At 62.8% G+C, this 23,408-nt stretch carries 19 protein-coding genes; 18 read left to right on the forward strand and 1 reads right to left on the reverse strand.

Annotated elements, in window-relative coordinates; all coding sequences use genetic code 11:
- Positions 1-84 precede the first annotated feature (84 nt).
- From murF to QZ638_RS09595, 17 genes are all read left to right on the forward strand, one after another.
- Positions 85-1,476 carry a UDP-N-acetylmuramoyl-tripeptide--D-alanyl-D-alanine ligase gene (gene murF, locus QZ638_RS09515; protein WP_295809348.1) on the forward strand — a complete coding sequence of 464 codons (1,392 nt, stop codon included), beginning with the start codon at positions 85-87 and terminating at the stop codon, positions 1,474-1,476.
- A 26-nt stretch (positions 1,477-1,502) separates the two neighbouring features.
- On the forward strand, positions 1,503-2,588 hold the full coding sequence (gene mraY, locus QZ638_RS09520) for a phospho-N-acetylmuramoyl-pentapeptide-transferase (RefSeq protein WP_295809350.1): 1,086 nt from the start codon (positions 1,503-1,505) through the stop codon (positions 2,586-2,588).
- Positions 2,589-2,598: 10 nt separating this feature from the next.
- A complete protein-coding gene (gene murD / locus QZ638_RS09525; protein WP_295809352.1) occupies positions 2,599-3,996 on the forward strand; it encodes a UDP-N-acetylmuramoyl-L-alanine--D-glutamate ligase in 1,398 nt (465 codons plus the stop codon).
- Position 3,997: 1 nt separating this feature from the next.
- Positions 3,998-5,152, forward strand: a complete 1,155-nt coding sequence (ftsW, locus tag QZ638_RS09530; protein ID WP_295809353.1) for a putative lipid II flippase FtsW — start codon at positions 3,998-4,000, stop codon at positions 5,150-5,152.
- Position 5,153: 1 nt separating this feature from the next.
- Complete coding sequence (gene murG, locus QZ638_RS09535; RefSeq protein WP_295809355.1) at positions 5,154-6,278, forward strand: undecaprenyldiphospho-muramoylpentapeptide beta-N-acetylglucosaminyltransferase; 1,125 nt, start codon at positions 5,154-5,156, stop codon at positions 6,276-6,278.
- Complete coding sequence (gene murC, locus QZ638_RS09540) at positions 6,275-7,678, forward strand: UDP-N-acetylmuramate--L-alanine ligase (protein ID WP_295809357.1); 1,404 nt, start codon at positions 6,275-6,277, stop codon at positions 7,676-7,678. Before murG ends, murC begins: the two co-directional genes overlap by 4 nt.
- Positions 7,675-8,637: a UDP-N-acetylmuramate dehydrogenase gene (gene murB, locus QZ638_RS09545; RefSeq protein ID WP_295809358.1), complete on the forward strand. Its 963-nt coding sequence runs from the start codon at positions 7,675-7,677 to the stop codon at positions 8,635-8,637. Before murC ends, murB begins: the two co-directional genes overlap by 4 nt.
- Before the next feature lie 309 nt (positions 8,638-8,946).
- Entirely contained in the window at positions 8,947-9,873 is a 927-nt protein-coding gene (locus QZ638_RS09550) for a D-alanine--D-alanine ligase (RefSeq protein WP_295809360.1), read from the forward strand.
- On the forward strand, positions 9,861-10,781 hold the full coding sequence (locus QZ638_RS09555; RefSeq protein WP_295809365.1) for a cell division protein FtsQ/DivIB: 921 nt from the start codon (positions 9,861-9,863) through the stop codon (positions 10,779-10,781). The genes QZ638_RS09550 and QZ638_RS09555 overlap by 13 nt, the downstream gene beginning before the upstream one ends.
- Positions 10,778-12,094, forward strand: coding sequence for a cell division protein FtsA (gene ftsA / locus QZ638_RS09560; protein WP_295809366.1), 1,317 nt, complete (start codon positions 10,778-10,780; stop codon positions 12,092-12,094). The genes QZ638_RS09555 and ftsA overlap by 4 nt, the downstream gene beginning before the upstream one ends.
- Positions 12,095-12,160: 66 nt before the next feature.
- Complete coding sequence (gene ftsZ / locus QZ638_RS09565) at positions 12,161-13,843, forward strand: cell division protein FtsZ (protein ID WP_295809367.1); 1,683 nt, start codon at positions 12,161-12,163, stop codon at positions 13,841-13,843.
- A 278-nt stretch (positions 13,844-14,121) separates the two neighbouring features.
- Complete coding sequence (gene lpxC / locus QZ638_RS09570; RefSeq protein WP_295809369.1) at positions 14,122-15,060, forward strand: UDP-3-O-acyl-N-acetylglucosamine deacetylase; 939 nt, start codon at positions 14,122-14,124, stop codon at positions 15,058-15,060.
- A 170-nt stretch (positions 15,061-15,230) separates the two neighbouring features.
- On the forward strand, positions 15,231-16,073 hold the full coding sequence (locus QZ638_RS09575) for an outer membrane protein assembly factor BamD (RefSeq protein WP_295809401.1): 843 nt from the start codon (positions 15,231-15,233) through the stop codon (positions 16,071-16,073).
- Between the two features lie 11 nt (positions 16,074-16,084).
- Positions 16,085-17,758 carry a DNA repair protein RecN gene (gene recN / locus QZ638_RS09580; protein ID WP_295809371.1) on the forward strand — a complete coding sequence of 558 codons (1,674 nt, stop codon included), beginning with the start codon at positions 16,085-16,087 and terminating at the stop codon, positions 17,756-17,758.
- Between the two features lie 125 nt (positions 17,759-17,883).
- Positions 17,884-19,995: an NAD-dependent DNA ligase LigA gene (gene ligA, locus QZ638_RS09585; protein ID WP_295809373.1), complete on the forward strand. Its 2,112-nt coding sequence runs from the start codon at positions 17,884-17,886 to the stop codon at positions 19,993-19,995.
- Positions 19,996-20,084: 89 nt separating this feature from the next.
- Positions 20,085-20,813: an AzlC family ABC transporter permease gene (locus QZ638_RS09590; protein WP_295809375.1), complete on the forward strand. Its 729-nt coding sequence runs from the start codon at positions 20,085-20,087 to the stop codon at positions 20,811-20,813.
- Positions 20,810-21,109 (forward strand): AzlD domain-containing protein, encoded by a 300-nt coding sequence (locus QZ638_RS09595; protein WP_295809381.1) that lies wholly within the window; start codon positions 20,810-20,812, stop codon positions 21,107-21,109. Before QZ638_RS09590 ends, QZ638_RS09595 begins: the two co-directional genes overlap by 4 nt.
- Positions 21,110-21,165: 56 nt before the next feature.
- Here the strand turns inward: QZ638_RS09595 and QZ638_RS09600 are convergent, their stop codons facing one another.
- Positions 21,166-22,995: an aminopeptidase P family protein gene (locus QZ638_RS09600; protein ID WP_295809383.1), complete on the reverse strand. Its 1,830-nt coding sequence runs from the start codon at positions 22,993-22,995 to the stop codon at positions 21,166-21,168.
- A 232-nt stretch (positions 22,996-23,227) separates the two neighbouring features.
- On the opposite strand from QZ638_RS09600, the gene QZ638_RS09605 reads away from it, so the two are divergent.
- On the forward strand, positions 23,228-23,407 hold the full coding sequence (locus QZ638_RS09605) for a hypothetical protein (protein WP_295809386.1): 180 nt from the start codon (positions 23,228-23,230) through the stop codon (positions 23,405-23,407).
- Position 23,408: the final 1 nt, after the last annotated feature.

Consider the following 23,408-nt stretch of genomic DNA (forward strand, 5'->3'; position numbering starts at 1 on the left):
AGCCTCCGGCGTCACGGATCCTTGGTCGTATCCTCTGATGCGGGGAGAGATCATGGGTGGAGGGCGGCAATCGCGGATGCTCGTATGACCCCACCTCTCTACACGCTTGATGCTGTACTTGCCGCCACGGGAGGCAAGGCCTCGGGAATCTCGGCCACTGAAATCAATTCCATTTCCATCGACTCGCGCGAATTGGGGCCCGAGGCGCTGTTCGTGGCGATCAAGGGTGATCGGTTCGATGGGCACGATTTTGTCGAGACGGCGCTGAAGAACGGTGCAGTGGCGGCACTGGTCGTCCGGGGCGAGGGGGATGGCCGGATTGTCGTGCCCGATGCATTGGGCGGCTTGCGGGACCTGGCGATTGCTGCGCGGGTGCGAAGCCGGGCTTTCGTCGTGGGCGTAACGGGTAGCGTGGGCAAGACGACCACCAAGGAGGCGCTGCGGCTGGTGTTCGAGGCGGCGGGGGAAACGCATGCCTCGATCAAGAGCTTCAACAATCACTGGGGCGTGCCGTTGATGCTGGCGCGGATGCCCGAAACGGCGCAGTTCGGTGTGTTCGAAATGGGCATGAATGCGCCCGATGAAATCCGGCCGCTGAGCAGACTGGTGCGGCCGCATGTGGCGGTGATCACCAATATTGCGCCGGCGCATCTGGAGAAGCTGGGGAGTCTCGACAATATCGCGCGGGCCAAGGCGGAGATTTTCGAGGGGCTGGAACCGGGCGGCACGGCGGTGCTCAATGCCGATCATCCGCAGATCAACCTGCTGCTGGAACTGGCGGCGGCGGCCGGTGTGGGCCGGGTGGTGACCTATGGTTTTGCGCGGGGCGTCGACTGGCAGATCACGGCGCCGGAAATGGCGGCGGACCGCAGCTTTGCAACGGTGCTACATGGCGATGAGACCCATGCGCTGACGCTGGGGGTGACCGGGCGGCATATGTTGTCCAATGCGACGGCGGCGCTGGCGGTGGCGCATCTGGCCGGGATCGCGCCGGAAACGGCGTTGCGGGCATTGGCCGGATTTGGCGCACAGCCGGGGCGGGGGCAGCGCGTGGCGGTTGGGCCCGAAGAGCGGCCGCTGCTGCTGATCGATGAGAGTTACAATGCCAATACCGCCTCGATGGGTGCGGCGCTGGAGGTGTTTTCGACGCTGGAGGCGCCGGGCGGGCGGAAGGTCGTGGTGCTCGGGGATATGCTGGAGCTGGGCGAGGCTGGCGCGGCAATGCATGCCGGGCTGGCCGACGCGGTCAAGAACAGCGGCGCGGAGCGCGTGCATCTGGTTGGCCAGAGCATGACGGCGCTTGCCGCTGCCCTTCCAGGGGGCCTGTTGGCCAGCCATCATGGCTCGATCGAAGAAGGTCTGGACGTGATCATGGCCGACCTTGCCTATGGCGACGCAGTTATGGTCAAAGGGTCCAACGGTGTGGGCCTGTCGCGCGTCGTCACCGAAATCAAATCGCAATTTGCGCAAAGCTGACACACCCGAAAGTGTAGTAGACAAGAATGCTCTATTTCCTTGGCCAACTGGGTGAGCAGCTCGCCGCCTTCAATGTGTTTCGCTACATCACCTTCCGCACGGCGGGTGCGGTGGTTACGGCGCTGTTCTTCGTGTTCCTGTTCGGGCCCGGGATGATTGCGCTGTTGCGCGTCAAGCAGGGACGTGGCCAGCCGATCCGCGAGGATGGTCCGGCCGGGCATCTGCTGACCAAGAAGGGCACGCCCACCATGGGCGGGCTGATGATCCTGTCAGGCGCGGTGATCTCGACGCTTTTGTGGTCGAACCTGACCAATGGCTATGTCTGGGTTGTGCTGTTCGTCACCATCGGGTTCGGCGCCATAGGGTTTTACGACGATTATCTCAAGGTCAAGCGGATGAGCCATACCGGCTTTGGGTCGAAGCAGCGGCTCATTCTGGAGACGCTGATCGGGGGCATGGCCGCCTTCTTCATTTCGCAGCTTGCGTCCGGCTCCTACGGTACTTCGCTGCTGTTCCCCTTCGTCAAGGATCTGGCGCTGAACCTGGGGTATTTCTACATATTGTTCGGCGGCTTCGTTGTCGTGGCGGCGGGCAATTCGGTCAACCTGACGGACGGGCTGGATGGCCTCGCCATTGTGCCGGTGATGGTGGCAGCGGCCTGTTTCGGCCTGATCGCTTACCTGGTCGGATCGCAGACCTATGCCGATTATCTGCTGCTCAATGGTGTGCCGGGAACGGCCGAGTTGGCGGTGGTGTGCGGGGCGCTGATCGGGGCGGGTCTGGGCTTTTTGTGGTTCAATGCACCACCGGCGCAGATTTTCATGGGGGATACCGGGTCGCTGGCGCTGGGTGGCGCGCTTGGTACGATTGCCGTGGCGACCAAACACGAGATCGTCCTCGCGATCATTGGCGGGCTGTTCGTGCTGGAAACCGTATCGGTTATCGTGCAGGTGACCTCGTTCCGGCTGACCGGCAAGCGGGTGTTTCTGATGGCGCCGATACACCACCATTTCGAAAAGCTCGGCTGGACGGAAAGCCAGGTTGTGATCCGTTTCTGGATCATTGCGGTGCTGCTCGCCTTGATCGGCCTGTCCACCCTCAAGCTGCGCTAGGGCGAGACGCATGATCCCGGCCACCGTTTTCAAGGACAAGACCATCGCCCTGTTCGGGCTCGGCGGTTCGGGCATCGCTACGGCGCGGGCGCTCGTCGCCGGCGGATCGCAGCTGTGCGCGTTCGACGATAACCCCGAAAGCGTGGCGCGGGCGGCCAGCGAAGCTGTTCCCACCGGCGATCTGCGGGCCCTCGACTGGAGCGCACAGGATGGGTTTGTCTTGTCGCCGGGCGTGCCGCTGACCCACCCGCATCCACACTGGAGCGTGGAACTGGCGCGGGCCGCCGGCGTCGAAATTATCGGCGATGTCGAGCTTTTCGCCCGTGAACGCCGGGTGCACGCGCCCGCCGCGCCCTTCGTTGCAATTACCGGCACCAACGGGAAGTCGACGACCACGGCGCTGATCGCGCATGTGCTGCGGCATGCCGGGCGCGATACGCAGATGGGCGGCAATATCGGCCGTGCCGTCATGACCCTCGACCCGCCGAAGCCCGAACGGCATTATGTGGTGGAATGCTCCTCCTATCAAATCGATCTGGCACCAACGCTGGACCCTTCGGTGGGCATTCTCCTCAACCTCTCGCCCGATCATCTCGATCGTCACGGTTCCTTCGCGAACTACGCCGGGATCAAGGAGCGGCTGGTTGCCAGAAGCGACCGGGCCATCGTCGGCGTCGACGACGCGGATTGTCGCCACATAGCCGACCGATTGGCGGCGGACGGGCACACGATCCGGCGCATCTCCGCGACTGCCCGGCTCGACGACGGGTTTTATCTCGATGGGCTCGATCTCGTGCGGGCGGTGGGCGGTGTCGCGGACAAGCTTGCCACGCTCGAAGGGATCGGCGCGCTGCGCGGCGCGCACAACGCACAGAACGCGCTTGCCGCGCTCGCGGCATGTCTGGAATGCGGTCTTTCGGTTGCGGAAATCCAGGCCGGTTTCAACAGCTTTCCCGGACTCGCTCATCGCATGGAGCAGGTGGGACGCAAGGGCCGGGTGCTTTTCGTCAACGATTCCAAGGCGACCAATGCCGACGCGGCAGAGCGCGCATTGGCAAGCTTCGAACGTATCTACTGGATCGCCGGTGGACTGCCCAAGGAGGGCGGTATCGAAACGCTGAAGAGCTTGTTTCCACGTATCGCCAAGGCCTATCTGGTGGGCGAGGCCGCGCCGGCCTTCGCCGCCACCATCGGGGAGGCGACGGCGTTCGAGATTTCGGGTACGATAGACAAGGCCGTCGACCATGCGGCGCGCGATGCGGCGGGCGATCCCGCGCCGGAGGCCGTTGTCCTGTTTTCGCCAGCCTGTGCGAGTTTCGACCAGTTCAGAAATTTTGAGATGCGCGGCGATGCCTTCCGCGAGGCGGTGCGTTCGCTCGCCGGCGCCGAGATGATGGGGAGCAAGTGACATGGTGAGCCGCACCGACCGAAGCCCGGTTGCCAATTGGTGGTGGACCATCGACCGTTGGTTCCTGGCGGCTTTTCTGATGCTGATGGGACTGGGCGTGGTTCTTTCCTTTGCGGCAAGTCCGGCTGTGGCGGAACGGATCGGCCTGTCGAGTTTCCATTTCGTCACCCGCCAGATCATCTACATGCTGCCGGCGGTTGTGATTATGATCGCTGTGTCCTTCCTCAGCCCGCGCCTTGTACGGCGCGCGGCGCTGGTAATGCTGGTGGGTGCGCTGATACTGATGGTTGTGACGCTTTTCGCCGGTATGGAAGTCAAGGGCTCGCGGCGCTGGCTCCATATTTTCGGCGTTTCGGTCCAGCCTTCGGAATATCTCAAACCGGCCTTTGTGGTCATTTGCGCCTGGCTGTTCCATGAGCATGCGCGGCAGCCGGAAATTCCCGGCAACCTTTTCGCGATGCTCCTGCTTGGCCTTGTGATCGCGCTTCTGGTGGCGCAGCCGGATCTTGGCCAGACCATGCTGGTGCTCGGCACCTGGGGGGCGATGTTCTTCATTGCCGGCATGCCGTGGCTGTGGATCGCCGTGCTCGGCGCGCTGGGTGCCGGCGGGGCCTTTCTCGCCTATACGATCTTTCCGCATGTGGCCGAACGCATCGACCGATTTCTCACCGGCGAGGGCGACACCTATCAGGTGGATATGAGCATTGAGGCGATAACCCGTGGCGGCTGGTTCGGGCGCGGTCCGGGCGAGGGCACGGTGAAGCGCATTCTTCCCGACAGTCACACCGATTTCGTGTTCGCGGTTGCCGGCGAAGAGTTCGGTATTATCCTGTGCCTCATCCTGCTCGGTCTCTTTTCTTTCGTGGTCCTGCGAGGGTTGTCCAAAGCACGGCGAGAGGAAGACGATTTCACGCGGTATGCCGTGAGCGGTCTCGTCATACTGTTCGGCTTCCAGTCGATCATCAATATGGGCGTGAACGTCCGCATGCTGCCGGCCAAGGGCATGACGCTGCCGTTCATCTCCTATGGCGGCTCGTCGTTGATCGCCATGGCCATTTCCATGGGCTTCGTGCTGGCGCTCACCCGCCGCAAGCCCGAGAAGCGCCGTCCGGTGAGCTATGCTCCGCCGTCGGGACGCGAGGCTGTCGCGGGCTGACATGACGAAGGGTATAATTCTCCTTGCCGCCGGTGGGACCGGCGGCCATCTTTTTCCGGCCGAAGCGCTCGCGCACGCACTTCACGCCTGTGGCTGGTCGGTGCATCTGGCGACCGACAAGCGGGCGGCTCGCTTTGCGGGCACATTCCCGGCCGAGGAAACGCATATTATCGAAAGCGCCACATTCGGGTCGAAGAACCCGATCGCACTTTTGAAAGCCGGCTGGACCATCTGGCGCGGAGTGAAACAGGCATCGGCGCTCCTGCAGCGTTTGAGGCCGGCCGCAGTGGTCGGCTTCGGCGGCTATCCGACACTGCCGCCGCTCTGGGCGGCGACTCGGCGCGACATTCCCGCGCTGATCCACGAGCAGAACGCGGTGATGGGGCGTGCGAACAAGGCTCTGGCGGGGCGTGTACAGGCGATTGCCGGTGGTTTCCTGCCGGATGAGGGGCCTTTCGCCGACAAGATTGTCGCAACAGGCAATCCCGTTCGACCGGCCGTAATCGAGGCTTCCGCCGCATCCTATCGAGCGGCAGAAGCCGGAGAGACATTCCGCCTTCTGGTTTTCGGTGGCAGCCAGGGCGCGCAATTCTTTTCCGATGCGATGCCGGCTGCGCTCGCGAAGCTTGCGCCGCAGCAGCGCGAACGGCTCGTCGTGACCCAGCAGGCGCGACCGGAAGACGAAGCGGATGTGCGTGCCGCCTACGACAAGCTCGGTGTGACCGCCGATATCGCGACTTTCTTCACCGATATGGCCCGGCGCATGGCCGAGAGCCATCTGATTGTTTCGCGCTCCGGCGCATCCACCGTTTCGGAAATTGCCGCGATCGGCCGCCCGGCCATTCTGGTGCCCTATCCGCATGCGCTGGACCACGATCAAGCGGCCAATGCCGCCGCGCTGGAGCGGGCGGGCGGTGCGGAATTGCACGCTCAGTCGACGCTTTCCTCCGACCGATTGTCCGAACTGATCAGCGCAGCCATGAACGATCCGCAACGCTTGGCCGGTATGGCCGTGGCCGCCCGCAGTGTCGGCAAACCGAACGCGGCGGAGTTGCTTGTGGGCCTCGTGGAGGCTATTGCCTCCGGCCAGCCGGCAAAGACTTTGAAGGAAGGAACCCACGCATGAAAATGCCGCAGACGATCGGAACCGTGCATTTCGTCGGTATTGGCGGCATTGGCATGAGCGGTATTGCAGAGGCGCTGCACACGCTCGGCTACAGGGTGCAGGGCTCGGATCAAGCGGAAAACGCCAATGTGGTGCGCCTGCGCGAGAAGGGCATCGACGTTTTCATCGGCCATGCGGCCGAGAATTTGGGCGAGGCCGAAGTCATTGTCGTCTCGACCGCGATCAAGAAAGACAATCCCGAACTCGTCGCCGCGCGCGAGAAGCATTTGCCCATCGTGCGGCGGGCGGAAATGCTGGCCGAGCTGATGCGATTTCGCCAGGCGGTCGCTATTGGCGGGACGCACGGCAAGACAACGACCACATCCATGGTGGCGGCACTCTTCGATGCGGGCGGATTCGATCCGACGGTCATCAATGGCGGCATCATCAACGCTTATGGCACCAACGCCCGAATGGGCGAGGGCGACTGGATGGTGGTGGAAGCCGACGAAAGTGATGGCAGTTTCCTGAAGCTGCCGGCTGAGATCGCGGTTATCACCAATATCGACCCCGAGCATCTCGATCACTACGGGGATTTCGATACGCTGCGCACGGCATTTCGCCAGTTTGTCGAGAACGTGCCTTTCTACGGTTTCGCGGCCATGTGCATCGACCATGCCGAGGTTCAGGCGCTGGTGGGACGGATCGAGGATCGTCGCGTCGTCACCTATGGCGAAAACCCTCAATCGGATGTGCGTTTCTCCAATCATCGGATGGACGGCCCGGTTTCGGTGTTCGACATCGATTTCCGGGATCGCAAGACCGGGCGAATGGAAACGCTGGAAGGCCTGCGCCTGCCAATGCCGGGTCGGCACAATGTATCGAATGCCACGGCGGCCATTGCGGTGGCACATGAACTGGGCATCGAGCACGAAGCAATCCGAGCGGGGCTTGCCGGCTTCGGTGGCGTAAAACGGCGTTTTACGCTGACGGGCACCTGGAACGGCGTGAGTGTGTTCGACGATTACGGGCATCACCCGGTCGAGATCCGTGCCGTCCTGAGGGCGGCGCGCGAAGCTTGCAAAGGAAGAATCCTGGCGATCGCTCAACCGCATCGCTATTCGCGTTTGCATGATCTCTATGACGACTTCGCTTCCTGCTTCAACGAAGCAGACAAGGTTCTAATCGCGCCGGTATACGCCGCTGGCGAAGATCCGATCGAGGGTGTGTCTTCGCAAGCACTGGTCTCGCGTATCCGCGCGGCCGGCCATCGCGACGTGACCCATATCGAAGGACCGGAGGCGGTCGAACCCATTGTGGGCGGCTGGGCAAAAGAAGGCGATTTCGTCGTTTATCTGGGGGCCGGCAACATTACCCATTGGGCCTACGCACTGCCGGGCGAGTTGGAGGCAAGGAAATGAGCGGCGCAGAGCTGCTAAATCGTCTCGGCGATCGTCTCTCGGGTCTGCGCGGGCGTTTGACGCCGGACGCGGGGATGGACAAAATCACCTGGTTTCGTGCCGGGGGGCTCGCCGATGTCCTTTTTCAGCCCGCCGACGAAGAAGATCTTGCGGCCTTTTTGAAGGCGGTGCCGGCCGACATTCCGGTCACGATGGTCGGGATCGGCTCGAATTTGCTCGTGCGCGAGGGCGGTATTCGCGGGTTCGTGGTGCGGCTTTCGGCCAAGGGGTTCGGCCAGGCGGAGATTGTGTCCGAGACTCACATTCGCGCCGGCGCGGCCATTCCCGACAAGCGACTTGCGGCGGCAGCGCTCGATGCCGGTATCGGCGGATTCCATTTCTATCACGGGATTCCAGGCGGCCTCGGCGGGGCGTTGCGCATAAACGCCGGAGCCAATGGGGTTGAGACGCGGGAGCGGGTGGTTGAGGTGCGCGCGCTCGACCGAGAAGGTGAGCCGCATGTCTTCTCGAATGCGGATATGGGCTATGCCTACAGGCATTCTGCGGTTCCCGGGGGCATGATCTTCACATCGGCTCTGATGGAGGGTTACCGGGAAGATCGGGAGATCATTCGCAAGGAAATGGATGCAGTCCAGCATCACCGCGAGACCGTGCAGCCGATACGCGAGAAGACCGGCGGTTCCACCTTCAAGAATCCACCTGGAAGTTCGGCCTGGAAGGAAGTCGACAAGGCGGGATGCCGCGGGCTCACCATCGGCGGCGCGCAGATGTCGCCCATGCACTGCAATTTCATGATCAACACCGGCACGGCGAGCGGCTACGACCTGGAGTATTTGGGCGAAACGGTGCGCGCGCGGGTGCTCGAGCATTCCGGCATCCGTCTGGAATGGGAGATCAAGCGCATCGGCGATTTCAAGGAAGGGCGCAAGATCGATCCGTTCCTGGGGCAGATGCTCTGAATTTTCAGAAAGCCTGAAGGGATCTGCGAAAGATCTGTCGGCGCGGCAGGCGCCATTGATCCATGGTTTGTCAAGTTGCTTGGCGCCGGCGTTCGCGTTCACAAAGTGTAAAATTTTCAGAAAATTGAATCTTAGGGAATCTCAAGCCCTTGCCTTGGAATCAAACCTCTGATTCTTTGGCACATAAGTAATCACTGATTTGAGTCGCGGCGTTCGGGTCGGGGGCTTTCCTAATCGAGGAGGTCTCACTCGGCCAATGCAGCTTATCGCCCGAAATTCGGGGCGGCCGGAGAAGGGGGTAGCCGGATTATGAAGAGAAAGCACGTCGCCGTCCTGATGGGAGGTTTCTCCTCCGAGCGGCCGGTCAGTCTTTCTTCCGGCACTGCCTGCGCCGATGCTCTCGAGGTTGAGGGCTATGCTGTGACGCGTGTCGATGTGGGGCGCGACGTGGCGCGGGTTCTGTCCGAACTCAATCCCGATATTGCTTTCAATGCGCTGCACGGTCCGTTCGGCGAGGATGGGGCCATACAAGGGATTCTGGAATATCTCGACATTCCCTATACGCACTCGGGTGTGCTGGCGTCTGCGCTTGCCATGGACAAGCAGCTTGCCAAGACGGTGGCGAAGGCCGCCGACATACCTGTCGCGGATGCGCGGGTGATCAACCGCTTTGAAATCGGCAACGAGCATCCCATGGTGCCGCCCTATGTGGTGAAGCCTGTCAAGGAGGGGTCGAGCTTCGGCGTGGTGATCGTGCAGGAGGGGCAGGGGACGCCGCCGCAGATCATTGGCTCGACGGAGTGGCAGTATGGCGAGCGCGTCATGGTCGAGCGCTACATCGCCGGTCGCGAATTCACCTGCGCGGTGATGGGCGATCGGGTGCTCGGTATCGCTGAGATCATCCCGGTCGGCCATGCCTTCTACGATTATGACTCGAAATACGTTCCCGGCGGCTCAAAACACGAATGCCCGGCAAAAATTTCACCAAATATTTACCAAAAAATTGAGACACTGGCGCTTAAGGCACACAAGGCTATTGGCTGCCGGGGCGTGTCCCGGTCCGACTTCCGTTTCGACGATCGCAAATCCGCTGATGGGGAGCTTGTCTGGTTGGAGGTGAACACGCAGCCCGGCATGACGCCAACCTCTCTGGTGCCCGAGATCGCCATGGCGGCGGGAATTGGGTTTGGTGAATTGTTGAGTTGGATTGTGGAGGACGCCTCGTGTTCTCGCTGACCTCATTTCAGGCCGGGACGGGCCGGAACGATACACGTTTCCGCAGCGGCGACGTTGTGTTGCCGCGCTGGCTGCGCCGCCCTGCGCGTTTCATGCAGCGGGTCGATGCGGGCGAGGTCGAGGCGCCGCGATACGGTGCGACGATCGCAACCGCCGTGCTTCTTGGCGCGACCGCGATTTACGGGACGCTTGCCGGCGGGCATCTGCCGCAGGTCCTGCAGAGCGTTACCGCGCGTACGGGTCTTGCCATCACGCAGGTTCACGTGGTCGGAAACCAGGAAACCTCGGAAATCGACGTCTTGCAGGAAGTCGGTCTGAACGGATGGACGGCGTTGGTCGGCTTCGACGTTGGAGAGGCCCGGACGCGGCTCGCCGGATTGCCCTGGGTCGAGGGTGTTGCCGTGCGCAAGGTCTATCCGGCGACGCTCGAAGTCGACATTACCGAAAAGACGCCGTTTGCGATCTGGCAACATGGCAATGAATTGTCTCTGATCGAGAAGGACGGCGCTGTCATCGCGTCGTTCGACGGAGGGCGGTACGCCGGGCTGCCGATGGTTATCGGCCGCGGCGCGCGCGAGGCCGGCCCCGCGTTCATCGCCACGGTTGCGCGGCATCCGTCCATCGCTGACGAGGTGCGTGCCTATATTCGCGTCGGCGACCGGCGCTGGGATCTGCGCTTGAAGAACGGCGTGACGGTAAAGCTGCCTGAAAGCGACGAGGCGCTGACGCTGGCGACATTGGCCGCACTCGACCGCAAGAACGGTCTCTTGTCGCGGGACATCACCTCCGTGGACATGCGCCTTCCCGACCGTATGGCGATCGGTCTCTCGGATGAGGCGGTCAAGGCTCATCAGGAAGCGATGCGCGAGCGCTACAAGGCGCGGATTGCAGGTGGGGCGCAGATATGAGCTGGTTATCGGAATCCAGGAAAGACGCTGTGCGTCGCTCGGGCATCATCACGGTTCTGGACGTCGGATCGAGCAAGGTGTGCTGCATCATCGCCAAGCTCATGCCGGCCGAAGAGGGACGGGCGCTGCGCCATCGCACCCATCGCGTGAAGGTCATCGGCATCGGACATCAGCAGTCGCAGGGCATCAAATCCGGTGTGATCATCGATCTCGACCGTGCCGAGGAAGCGATCCGGCTGGCGGTGGATGCGGCCGAGCGCATGGCCGGCCTGACGGTGGATTCGCTGATCGTGAACGTGTCTGCGGGGCGTCTGCGCAGCGAAACGATTTCCGCCTCGATCAATCTTGGCGGCCACGAGGTTGCCCGATCCGATATCAATCGCGTGCTTACGGCCGGTGCGCGGCAGGGCCTGCAGACCGAACGCGAGGTGGTGCATTCGCTGGCGACGGGCTTCAGCCTGGATGCCGAACGCGGCATTCGCGATCCGCGTGGCATGGTGGGTGCGGAGCTCGGCGTCGACATGCATATCCTGACGGCCGATGCAGCGCCGCTGCGCAATCTGGAGCTTTGCATCAACCGTTCGCATCTTTCGGTCGAGCGCATGGTGGCGACGCCCTATGCAAGCGGTCTGGCCGCGCTGGTGGACGATGAAGCCCAGATGGGAGCGGCGTGTATCGACATGGGCGGCGGCACGACGACGATCTCCGTTTTCGCGGAGGGCAAGTTCGTGTGGGCCGACGCGCTGCCGGTGGGTGGCAATCATGTGACGATGGATCTGGTTCGCGGTCTTTCCGCGCGTCTGGAGGACGCGGAACGGCTGAAGGTGATGCACGGTTCGGCGCTGATCTCTTCGAGCGACGACCGGGATATCGTGTCGATCCATCCGATGGGTGCGGATCCCGGCGAGCAGCCGATCCAGGTACCCCGTGCGGTGATGACGCGGATCATCCGCGCCCGCATCGAGGAAACGCTGGAAATGGTTCGCGAGAAGCTCAATCGTTCCGGTTATGGCGGCCTGGTGGGACGTCGTGTGGTTCTGACGGGCGGCGCGAGCCAGCTTGTCGGCCTGCCTGAAGCGACCCGTCGGCTTTTCGGGCGCAATGTCAGGCTCGGGCGTCCGCTCGGCGTGGCGGGATTGCCGGAAGCGGCCAAGGGGGCGGCGTTCTCCGCCTCGGTGGGGCTGTTGATTTATCCGCAAGTTGCGGAGTTCGAAAACCGTGGCCGCAGCGGCAAGAGCGGCATATTCACCCGCGCGACCGGCACTGGTGGCCGGTTCCAGCGCGTCGGCCAATGGCTGAGAAGCAACTTCTAGCGGGGGCGCGCCCCAAATGACGACCGCGGCGGCGAGGCGGCGGCAAAGGCGGAAAGGACGAGGACAATGACTATCAATCTGCAGAAGCCGGACATTACCGAGCTGAAGCCACGCATCACCGTGTTCGGTGTCGGGGGTGGCGGCGGTAACGCTGTCAACAACATGATCAACGCCGGCCTGCGCGGCGTGGAATTCGTGGTCGCCAACACCGACGCGCAGGCTCTTACCCAATCCAAGGCCGAGCGGCTGATCCAGCTCGGCGCGGCCGTGACCGAGGGATTGGGCGCTGGCTCGCAGCCTGAAGTGGGCAAGGCGGCGGCCGAGGAATGCATCGACGAGTTGGTCGATCACCTGTCCTCCACCCATATGTGCTTCGTGACCGCCGGCATGGGCGGCGGCACCGGCACCGGTGCTGCGCCCGTTGTGGCCCGCGCCGCCCGCGAGAAGGGCATCCTGACCGTTGGCGTCGTCACCAAGCCGTTCCACTTCGAAGGCCAGCGCCGCATGAAGACGGCGGAAGCCGGCATCGAGGAACTGCAGAAATGCGTTGACACACTGATCGTCATTCCGAACCAGAACCTCTTCCGCATCGCCAACGACAAAACCACCTTCGCCGACGCTTTTGCGATGGCCGACCAGGTGCTTTATTCGGGTGTCGCCTGCATCACGGATCTGATGGTCAAGGAAGGCCTGATCAATCTCGACTTCGCCGACGTCCGCTCGGTGATGCGCGAGATGGGCAAGGCGATGATGGGCACCGGCGAAGCATCCGGCGAAGGCCGTGCAATGGCCGCTGCCGAGGCGGCGATCGCCAACCCGCTGCTGGACGAGAGTTCCATGAAGGGCGCACGCGGCCTTCTGATCTCGATCACCGGCGGCCGCGATCTCACCCTGTTCGAGGTCGACGAAGCGGCAACCCGCATTCGCGAGGAAGTGGATCCGGACGCCAACATCATTCTTGGCGCGACCTTCGACGAGGATCTGGAAGGCGTTATCCGCGTCTCTGTCGTGGCGACTGGCATCGACAAGTCGGCTGCCGAGATTTCCTCACCGGCTTCGGCGACGCGTCCGGCACAGAACCAGCCCCGCGCCGTCGAGACCGCGCGTCCGGCTGTCGCCGCAGTTGACGCCAAGCCGCAGGCGGTCGCCGCCGACCCGGTTGCCGATGCCATTCGCCAGGCGGAGCGCGCCGCGCCCGAGCCCACGCCGGCTCCCGCAGCGCGTCCCGCCGCGACCAATGGCGGTTTCCAGCCCCAGAGCTCGCTTTTCCGTGGTACGCAGCCGGTTCAGCCGGCGCCTCGGGCACCTGCGCCGAAGCCGGTTCAACCGGCGCCGGCACCCGCTGCGGAACAGCCGCAGCCACAACCGCAGCAGCAGGCCCGTGTTGAAGAGCAGCCGCTTTCCGCTCCCCGTATGCCGCGCGTGGAAGATTTTCCGCCGGTGGTGAAAGCGGAAATGGAAGCGAAGACACAAGAACACGAAGAACGCGGCCCGATGGGCTTGATCAAACGCCTGACGCATGGACTGTCCCGTCGCGACGGTGAGCAGGGTTATGCCGAGCAACCGCGCGAGCCGAAACTGCGCCAGGCCGCACCGCAGCCGCGCCGCGCTTCCGAGAACGAGGGGCAGCTCTACGCACCGCGTCAGGGGCGTTTGGACGAGCACGGCCGGCTCACGACGCAGCCTCGGAACACGCAGGAAGAAGATCATTTGGAGATTCCCGCGTTTCTTCGCCGGCAAGCCAACTAAGCGGTAACGCGTGTTATAAAATCTGAAAAAGGGGGATGCGTCGCATTCCCCTTTTTGTTAAATTTCAGTAAATAATTCAAAACGTTATACGATGTTTCGATTTTCCTTATGGCGTAACACGGAGTAAGAAACCGTGATTTGGAGTCTGTATTCGGCGACATTATCTTTCGTCACGACTAAAGGCGGGGTGTGGGACGCATTTTGGGGGTGTCGTCCTTAAACTTTGGACGTGCTGGCGCTTTTGTTGCGCAGGCCTTTGAGAGCTTACGGGGACCATTTTGCTCGAATATCAAACGACACTCAAATCGCGCTGCTCGCTTTCGGGCATCGGTGTTCACAGTGGCAAGCCCGTCTCCATTCATTTTTCCCCGGCTGAGCCCGACACCGGAATCGTTTTTCAACGGATCGACGAAGCCGGCACCGGCCGTGTGATTCGTGCGCTCGCCTCCGAGGTCTGCCAGACGGACCTGTGCACCGCGCTTGGCGATGCGCGTGGCGAATTCGTCGCCACGGTAGAACATCTCATGGCGGCGCTGCTGGCCGTCGGAATCGACAATGTGGCCATCGAGATCGATGGCGGTGAGGTTCCGGTTCTCGATGGCAGCGCCATCGGTTTCATGGATGCATTCGAACAGGCAGGCATCGCCACGCTGTCCGTAAAACGCCGCTATATCCGTATCGTGAAGCCGGTGCGCATCGACAATGGCGGTTCCTGGGCCGAGTTTCGTCCGTATGACGGCACACGTTTCGAGGTGGAGATCGACTTCGATACACCGGTCATCGGTCGTCAGGCGCTTGCGCTCGATCTGAACGCTGCCAATTTCCGGCAAGAGGTGGCGCGTGCGCGTACCTTCGGTTTCATCAAGGATGTCGAAAGGCTTTGGGCCGCCGGCTACGCGCTGGGGTCGTCTTTGGAGAACTCGGTCGTGATCGGCGAGGATCACAAGGTCATCAACATGGAAGGCCTGCGCTATCCCGACGAATTCGTGCGTCACAAGATGCTCGATGCCGTCGGCGACCTGGCACTTGCCGGCGCGCGCTTTATCGGTTGTTTCCGTTCTTATCGCGGCGGACACCGGCTCAACGCGGCCGCGCTGCGCCATCTTCTGACAGACCGTTCGGCCTACGAAATCGTCGAGACCACGCGCCGCGAGCAGGGGCGTCGGGCCGAAATGGTTGCGGTCAGTGCGCCGGTCTACGCGCCCTGGACGCTCTGAAAACCGCTCACGGCGGCGTTCGCGCGGGCACATACTCTTTCCAACGCCACAAAATTGTACGATTGGCGGGCAATAGCGTTGCCGCGTGGCGGTCATATGCTCTATGACTGCGTTCCGAAATCGATTTTCCGTTTGCGAGAGGCGAAATGCGTTCAACTTTTGTTGCCGGCATGACCAGAACAGGCAGAGCTGCCGTAACCACGGCTTCGGTGCTTGGCGTTTCGCTTCTTCTTTCCGCCTGTAATGCGGAAAAGGACCTCGATCTGTCGACTTATGTCGAGCAGACCGACCCGGCTGACGTCCTCTACAATCAGGCCCTGGCGAATATGAACGCCGGGCGATTGAAGGAAGCGAGCGCCAAGTTCGAGTCCATCGATCGCCAGCACCCTTATTCCGAATACGCCCGCAAGGCCATGGTGATGAACACGTTCGCCAATTACCGTCAGGGCAAGTATGAGGAGGCGATCAATGGCGGTAAGCGGTATGTCGCGCTCTATCCGACCACGGAAGACGCTGCCTATGCGCAATACCTGGTCGGCCTCAGCCATTTCCGCCAGATTCGCGACGTGACGCAGGATCAGCGCGAAGCACGCCGCACGCTTGAGGCGATGGAAGAGGTGGTGCAGCGCTGGCCCGATTCGGAGTATGTCGAGGATGCGCAAACCAAGATCCGCTTTTCCCGCGACCAACTTGCCGGCAAGGAGATGCAGATCGGGCGCTATTATCTCGAACGGCGTGAATATGTCGCTGCCGTGCGGCGTTTCCGTGGCGTGGTCGAAAGCTATCCCAACACGCGCCATGTCGAGGAGGCTCTGGCACGTCTGACGGAAACCTATTACGCCATGGGCCTCGTTTCGGAAGCGCAGACGGCTGCTGCCGTTCTGGGGCACAACTTCCCCGACAGCCAATGGTATGAGGATTCCTATGCCTTGCTGCAGTCCGGTGGATTGGAGCCGCGCGAGAACAGCGGCTCGTGGATATCCAAGGCTGGAGCGGCCATTCTGGGCGGCTGACGCTTTTACCCATGCTGTCTCACCTGTCGATCCGCGATATCGTCCTGATTGAACGCCTCGACATGGATTTTTCCGGGGGGCTTTCGGTGCTGACCGGTGAAACCGGTGCCGGCAAATCCATTTTGCTCGATTCGCTTTCGCTGGCGCTCGGTGGACGCGGCGATGCCTCACTGGTGCGCCATGGCGCCGATCAGGGACAGGTGATCGCCGTTTTCGACCTGCCGGCCGTGCATCCGGTGCGCGCCGTTCTGGCGGAAAACGCCATCGATGACGAAGGCGACATCATCTTGCGGCGTGTCCAAAGCGCGGACGGCCGCACGCGTGTCTTCATCAACGATCAGCCGTCCAGCGTTGCCCTTATGCGTCAGGTGGGGCGTCAGCTCGTCGAGATACACGGGCAGCACGATGAGCGCGCGCTTGTGGATGCGGGCATCCATCGTGGTTTGCTCGACGCTTTCGGCGGCCATGGCGAGGCTCTTGCGCGGGTGCGCCTGACCTGGCGCGATCTGCGCACATGCGAACAGGAGCTGGCGCGGCACAGGGCGCGCGTTGAAGCGGCGGCGCGAGAAGCGGATTTCCTGCGGGCCTCGGTGGAGGAGCTTTCCAAGCTCGATCCGCGCCCAGACGAGGAAGAGGCCCTGGCCGAAGAGCGCGCCGGCATGATGCGCGCGGAGAAAATCGCCAGCGACATCTCCGACGCGCAGGAGGTGCTTTCCGGCAACGCTTCACCGGTATCCCAGCTTTCCAGCCTTCTGCGTCGACTGCAGCGCAAAGCGCAGGATGCGCCCGGACTTCTCGACGGCATTATCGAGCCGCTGGATTCGGCTCTGCTGTCGCTCGACGCGGCGCAATCCGGTGTGGACGAGGCGATGCGGGCAACCGAGTTCGATCCGCAACGCCTCGAAGACGCCGAGGAACGCCTCTTTGCGTTACGCGCGGCGGCTCGCAAGCACAATGTTCAGGTGGGCGACCTGGCCGAACTGTGTGCCCGTATGGTGGGAGATCTCGACGAGCTCGACGCCGGAGAAGAACGGCTGGCGGCACTGGAGGTCGAGGCCAGGGCTGCGGTGACGTCTTATGACGCCGCGGCAGCCGAACTCTCGCAATTGCGCCGGGACACGGCCGCTAGCCTGAGCAAGGCGGTGATGGCCGAGTTGCCGGCCCTTAAACTGGAGCGGGCGGAGTTCATCGTCGAAATCGCCACCGAGGCCGACGACCGCGGCGAGGAGGGCATCGACCGGGTGGAGTTCTGGGTGCGCACCAATCCGGGAACGCGCGCGGGCCCCATGATGAAGGTCGCTTCCGGTGGCGAGCTGTCGCGGTTCCTTCTGGCGCTGAAGGTGGTGCTGGCGGATCGTGGGTCGGCCCCCACGCTCGTCTTCGACGAGATCGACACCGGCGTCGGGGGTGCCGTCGCCGACGCCATCGGCCAGCGTCTGGCTCGGCTTGCCGGGGGTATTCAGGTGCTTTCCGTCACCCATGCGCCGCAAGTCGCCGCGCGCGCGGGCACCCACTACCTCATCGCCAAGAGCGGCGACACCGACCGGGTCGCGACCGGGGTTTCGGTGATGGATTCCGGCGCGCGCCAGGAAGAGATCGCCCGCATGCTTGCCGGTGCGACGGTGACCGACGAGGCACGTGCCGCTGCCCAGCGTTTGCTGCAGGGCAACGCCGCTGTTTCCTGAACCGATTCTGTTCAAGGTCGCCTGGCTGCTCTTGTCAGCAGGTTTCAGCCGCTTAAAAAGACCGCTGCCCACATCGGGTGCGAATGTTTTACACTGCGCGCCGTTTTACAGTCGGATTCATTGTCATGTCCAAAGCCAAGCCTGCCGTTGATGCATTGACGGAAGCCCAAGCCAGGAACGAGCTGGAGGGGCTTGCTCACGAGATCGCCGAGCACGACCGGCGTTATCACGCGGAAGATGCTCCCACGATCTCCGATGCCGAGTACGACGCGTTGCGGCGGCGCAACCTGGCCATCGAGCAGCGCTTTCCCGATCTGGTGCGCGAGGACTCGCCCTCGCGCCGGGTTGGCGCCCCGGTTTCGGAAAAGTTCGACAAGGTGCGGCACAAAGTGCCGATGCTGTCGCTCGACAACGCCTTTTCCGACGACGACGTGATCGACTTCGTCGCCCGCATCCGCCGTTACCTGAAGCTGGACGCTGATGCGCCCGTGGTCATGACGGCCGAGCCCAAGATCGACGGGCTATCGCTGTCGCTGCGCTATGAGAACGGACGCCTGGTTTCCGCCGCCACCCGCGGCGACGGGCAGGAGGGCGAGAACGTGACGGCCAATGCGCGGGCCGTGACCGATATTCCCAACGTGCTTTCGGGCAATCCGCCCGAGGTGATCGAGGTGCGCGGCGAGGTCTATATGACCCATGCCGATTTCTTCGCGCTGAACAAGCGTCAAGAGGAAGCGGGCAAGCAGACCTATGTGAACCCGCGCAACACGGCGGCGGGCTCGCTGCGCCAGCTCGATTCCTCCGTTACCGCGGCGCGGCCTCTGAAATTCTTTGCCTATGCCTGGGGCGAGGTCTCCGAGATGCCGTCCGACACGCAATCGGGCATGGTTGCGGCGCTGGATGAATATGGCTTTCGCATCAACGATCTGATGAAGCGCTGCGAGAGCGCCGAGGCGCTTCTGGCGCAATACCGACAGATCGAGGAAGCGCGCGCGACGCTGCCTTATGACATCGACGGCGTGGTCTATAAGGTGGACGATCTGGCCCTGCAACAGCGGCTGGGGTTCGTGTCTCGCAGCCCGCGATGGGCGATCGCGCATAAATTTCCGGCCGAGAAGGCGACGACCATACTCAACGGCATCGACATTCAGGTGGGGCGCACGGGCGCGCTGACGCCGGTGGCGCGGCTGGAGCCGGTGACCGTGGGAGGTGTGGTGGTAACCAATGCGACGCTGCACAATGCCGAGGAGATCGAACGGCTGGGTGTGATGATCGGCGACACGGTGACCGTGCAGCGGGCCGGCGACGTGATTCCTCAGATCCTGGGTGTGATCGAGGAAAAACGGCCGGCCGACGCCAAAGCCTTCGAATTTCCGACCGTGTGCCCCTGCGCGTTGAAGACCACGGTGGTGCGCGAAGGCATCGGCACCGGGGGAGAGGGGGTGGTGCGCCGCTGTTCGGGCGAGTTCGCATGCCCGTTCCAGCGTGTCGAGCATCTGAGGCACTTCGTGTCGCGGCGCGCTTTCGATATCGACGGGTTGGGCGACAAGCAGATCGAGTTCTTCTTCAACGACCCCGACCTGCCGGTGAAGGCGCCGGGCGACATCTTCACTCTGGCAAAACGCGATGCCGACAATCTGAAAAAGCTGAAGGACAAGGAGGGCTGGGGGGCGACGTCCGCGGCCAATTTGTTCGATGCCATCGAAGCGCGCCGCGCGATCGCGCTGGAGCGGGGGATCTATGCGCTCGGCATCCGCCATGTGGGCGAGCAAACGGCGAAGACGCTGGCGCGCGCCTATGGCTCCTGGCCGGAGTTTCACGACGCCGCGCTGGCGGTCGCAAACGAGGATGGGCAGGCGCGTGAGGAAATGGACGCGCTCGACGATATCGGCGATGCGGTGATCGATTCGCTCGCACATTACTTCGGCGAGGCGCACAACCGTGAACTGGTCGAGAGACTGGCCGGTGAAATCGACGTGCAGGAGGCCGAGCGGCCGACCGCGGATTCGCCCGTTGTCGGAAAGACCATCGTCTTCACCGGAAGCCTTGACCGCATGTCGCGCGACGAGGCGAAGGCGATGGCCGAGCGGCTCGGCGCCAAGGTGGCGGGCTCGGTTTCCAAGAAGACGGATCTTGTGGTTGCGGGGCCGGGCGCGGGATCGAAGCTCAAGAAGGCGGCGGAACTGGGTGTCGAGGTTATCGACGAGGATGCCTGGTTCGAGCGGGTCGGTGCCTAGCGGTTCTTCATATCCCTTGATGCGTGGCTCAACGGAATTCATATGACTGGTCAGCGTTGCTGACCTAAGCTGTAACCTCTGGAGGATCGATGACGGCCGACATAGCCAAGGAAAACGCGCACCCGCGCGATCTTGCGCAGGGGTTGCGCGACAGTGTGCCCGTGGTGGTCGCCGCGATGCCGTTCGGCTTTCTGTTCGGAGCTTTGGCGGTCGAGAACGGTTTGACCGCATTCGAGGCGGTTCTCATGAGTGCGACCATCTTTGCCGGAGCGAGCCAGATGGTGGGCATCGATCTCTTCGGCCAGAAGGTTGCGCCGTGGCTGATCGTGCTGTCGATTCTCGCGGTCAATTTTCGTCACGTTCTCTATTCGGCCACGACCGGGCGGCGGATCGCCCATTGGGGACCGGTGCAGCGGCTGCTCGGCTTCTTCCTTCTGGTCGACCCCATGTTCGCCGAAGCCGAACGGCGCGGCGAAACCCATGGCACGGTCACTTTCGGCTGGTATATGGGAGCGGCTTTGCCGCTTTATGTCTGCTGGGTGGTGGAAGCCTGGCTCGGCGCGTTGTTCGGCAATCTCCTGCCCGACCCTCACGCGCTGGGCATCGACTTCCTGCTGCCGATCTATTTCCTCGGCCTGGTGATGAGCTTCCGCAAGCGCTCCTTTTGGCTGCCAGTTGTGCTTATGAGCGCTGTCGTTTCCATGATCGCCTATCGCACGGTCGGTTCGCCATGGCACGTCTCCATCGGAGCGGTGGCCGGGGTGGCGCTGGCAGCGACGATGGCGCCCGGCGCGCGGACGCGAAAGGAAGAATCATGAGCACGACGGCCTGGATCATTCTGGTCGGCGCGTTCCTGACCTTTCTCACGCGCATCGGCGGTCACCTGGTTCTGTCACGCTTCGAGCGCATCCATCCGCGCGTCGAGGCGGGTTTGAACGCCGTTCCCGCCGCCGTTCTGACCACGCTCGTGGCACCGTCGGCAATGAATGGCGGGGTGCCCGAAATCGCTGCGCTGGCGACCGGGGTGGTCGTCTCGCTGGTCGCGGGGGGCATGATGCCAATGTTTCTTTCATCGGCGGCGGTGCTCATTTTGCTCCGCCACCTGACCGGTTGATCCCGCTTCGGTAATCTCGATCTTGCGACGCAGGGTTTGACCCGGCTGCGACCGTTTCATCCGAGCGGGAGGGTCGCCTTGTCCAACCAGTCCTGGGTTTCGCCGTCTAGCAGAGGCGCGATTTCTTCACGCACACGGGCATGATAGGCGTCGAGCCATGCGCGCTCTTGCGACGCAAGCAAGGTGACGTCGATCAGGCGCCGGTCGAAGGGGCACAAGGTCAACGTCTCGAAACTGTGCATCTCGATCTCGCCGCCTTCAAGGGCGGTCGCCGGCTCGACGACGATCAGGTTCTCCAGGCGAATGCCGTAGCTTCCGGCTTTGTAATAGCCGGGCTCGGTTGAGAGGATCATGCCCGCTTCGAGCGCCTGTGTACCGGTTTTGGCGATGCGTTGCGGGCCTTCGTGGACGGCCAGATAGGAGCCGACGCCATGACCGGTGCCGTGGGCGTAATCGAGGCCGGCCTGCCATAGAGCGTGGCGGGCGAAAGGGTCGAGATCCATGCCGCGCGTGCCTTTGGGAAAACGCACGGTGGAAAGTGCGATCAGGCCCTTGAGAACCCGTGTGTAGCGATCGCGCATGTCGTCGCTGGGCCGACCGATAATTACCGTGCGTGTGATGTCCGTCGTGCCGTCGTCGTACTGCGCGCCCGAATCGACCAGATAGAGCTCGTCGGTTGCCAGTGTGCGGTTCGTTTTCGTGTTCACGCGATAATGGATAATCGCACCGTTGGGTCCGGCCCCGGAAATCGTGTCGAATGAGATGTCGCGCAGCGGCATCTGCAGGTTCTGTCCGGTTTCTGTCCGGCTTGCCTCCAGCGCTCGCACCGCGCCGATCTCGTCGACCGTGCCCGGCTCTTGCCGGTCGAGCCAAGAGAGAAAACGGGCCATGGCAACGCCGTCGCGACGGTGGGCGGCACGCGCGCCTTCAAGCTCCGTCGCGTTCTTGACCGCCCGCGGCAGGCGTGCCGGATCGTCCAGCTCCGTGACGCTTCCGCTGGCGTCCTGCACGGTCAATCGCAAGCGCTCCGCCGCGAGCGCCGGATCGAGGCCGATGGTGCGACCGCCCTGCGCACAACGCGCAACCTCATCTTCGAGCGTCGACGGTGCCTTCAGATCGGCAAGTTGCGTCAGGTAAGCTTCCGTCTCGCGGTCAAGCTTGCGCTTGTCGAGGAAGAGCGCCGGGCGCCCGTCCGCCGGGATCAGGGCGAAGCCGAGGGCAAGTGGCGTGTGGGGCACATCTTGGCCGCGAATGTTGAATGCCCAGGCAATCGAGGACGGGTCCGTGAGCACGGTACAATCGGCGCCAGCCTGGCCGATGGCCCGCGCCATACGTTCCAGCTTGGCGGTGGCGAGTTCGCCGGCATAATCTTTCGACTGGATGCGGGCCTGCGTCAGCGGCGCGGACGGGCGGTCGTTCCAAACTCCGTCGACCAGATTGTCATCCACGGGCACGATCTCGACACCGCGCGTTTCGGCCTTCTCGCGCAGAGCACGCACCTCGGCGATGGTATGCAGCCACGGGTCGAAGCCGATGCGGCAGCCTTGTGGGGCATTTTCGGCGATCCATTCTTTGGGAGGATTGTCGATCAGGCTTTCGACGGTGAAGGTCGAGGGGTCGGTCTGCTCGGCCGCCTGAAGCGTGTAGCGGCCGTCGACGAACAGTATGGCGCGCTCCTTCATGATCAGCGCCGCGCCCGCCGAACCGGTAAAACCGGTGAGCCACGATAGCCGCTCCGACGAAGCGGCGACGTATTCTCCCTGATGCTCGTCTGCGCGGGGAACGAGATAGCCGTCCAGACCGGCTTTCGTCAGCATTTCGCGGAGTTGGCCGACACGGGAGATACCCTGTTTGGGGTCGGCTCTAACATCGAATGATTGAAACATGGGACCTTATCGCTTCGTCAGAAAAATCGCGCCGAACCTACAGCATGGCATGGCAAAGCGGAACGATTTTCCGGCAATGGAATGCTCATGTCGCAATGCACAATTCCATTGCTGCGATGCAAAATGAGATGGTAGCCATGCGCAATCGGCGCTGGTTGCACGGCCTTTTCGGGCCTATCTAATGGACCACGGGCAACGGCAAAACCGTTGCAGACATTCAAGGAGAAATCAGATGGCCCATAAGCGTGGCTTTTTCCGCGGCGCATTCGACGCGCTGATCGAAGCTCGTCAGAAGCAGGTCCGGAGCTATGTCAACGGCGCGCTTCTGATGCTCGACGACGAGACCCTGCGTGCGCACGGCTACAACCGTGACGAGCTGAAGCGCGGCCGCAGCGTGTCGCATATGTTCTGAT

Origin of the sequence: uncultured Nitratireductor sp., assembly GCF_913053745.1 — a bacterium.
GTDB lineage: Bacteria > Pseudomonadota > Alphaproteobacteria > Rhizobiales > Rhizobiaceae > Nitratireductor.

Excerpts from the sequence above, each read along its gene's own strand:
- murF (WP_295809348.1), top strand. The coding sequence starts at position 85 with ATGACCCCACCTCTCTACACGCTTGATGCTGTACTTGCCGCCACGGGA.
- mraY (WP_295809350.1), top strand. The coding sequence starts at position 1,503 with ATGCTCTATTTCCTTGGCCAACTGGGTGAGCAGCTCGCCGCCTTCAAT.
- murD (WP_295809352.1), top strand. The coding sequence starts at position 2,599 with ATGATCCCGGCCACCGTTTTCAAGGACAAGACCATCGCCCTGTTCGGG.
- ftsW (WP_295809353.1), top strand. The coding sequence starts at position 3,998 with ATGGTGAGCCGCACCGACCGAAGCCCGGTTGCCAATTGGTGGTGGACC.
- murG (WP_295809355.1), top strand. The coding sequence starts at position 5,154 with ATGACGAAGGGTATAATTCTCCTTGCCGCCGGTGGGACCGGCGGCCAT.
- murC (WP_295809357.1), top strand. The coding sequence starts at position 6,275 with ATGAAAATGCCGCAGACGATCGGAACCGTGCATTTCGTCGGTATTGGC.
- murB (WP_295809358.1), top strand. The coding sequence starts at position 7,675 with ATGAGCGGCGCAGAGCTGCTAAATCGTCTCGGCGATCGTCTCTCGGGT.
- QZ638_RS09550 (WP_295809360.1), top strand. The coding sequence starts at position 8,947 with ATGAAGAGAAAGCACGTCGCCGTCCTGATGGGAGGTTTCTCCTCCGAG.
- ftsA (WP_295809366.1), top strand. The coding sequence starts at position 10,778 with ATGAGCTGGTTATCGGAATCCAGGAAAGACGCTGTGCGTCGCTCGGGC.
- ftsZ (WP_295809367.1), top strand. The coding sequence starts at position 12,161 with ATGACTATCAATCTGCAGAAGCCGGACATTACCGAGCTGAAGCCACGC.
- QZ638_RS09575 (WP_295809401.1), top strand. The coding sequence starts at position 15,231 with ATGACCAGAACAGGCAGAGCTGCCGTAACCACGGCTTCGGTGCTTGGC.
- recN (WP_295809371.1), top strand. The coding sequence starts at position 16,085 with ATGCTGTCTCACCTGTCGATCCGCGATATCGTCCTGATTGAACGCCTC.
- ligA (WP_295809373.1), top strand. The coding sequence starts at position 17,884 with ATGTCCAAAGCCAAGCCTGCCGTTGATGCATTGACGGAAGCCCAAGCC.
- QZ638_RS09590 (WP_295809375.1), top strand. The coding sequence starts at position 20,085 with ATGACGGCCGACATAGCCAAGGAAAACGCGCACCCGCGCGATCTTGCG.
- QZ638_RS09595 (WP_295809381.1), top strand. The coding sequence starts at position 20,810 with ATGAGCACGACGGCCTGGATCATTCTGGTCGGCGCGTTCCTGACCTTT.
- QZ638_RS09600 (WP_295809383.1), bottom strand. The coding sequence starts at position 22,995 with ATGTTTCAATCATTCGATGTTAGAGCCGACCCCAAACAGGGTATCTCC.
- QZ638_RS09605 (WP_295809386.1), top strand. The coding sequence starts at position 23,228 with ATGGCCCATAAGCGTGGCTTTTTCCGCGGCGCATTCGACGCGCTGATC.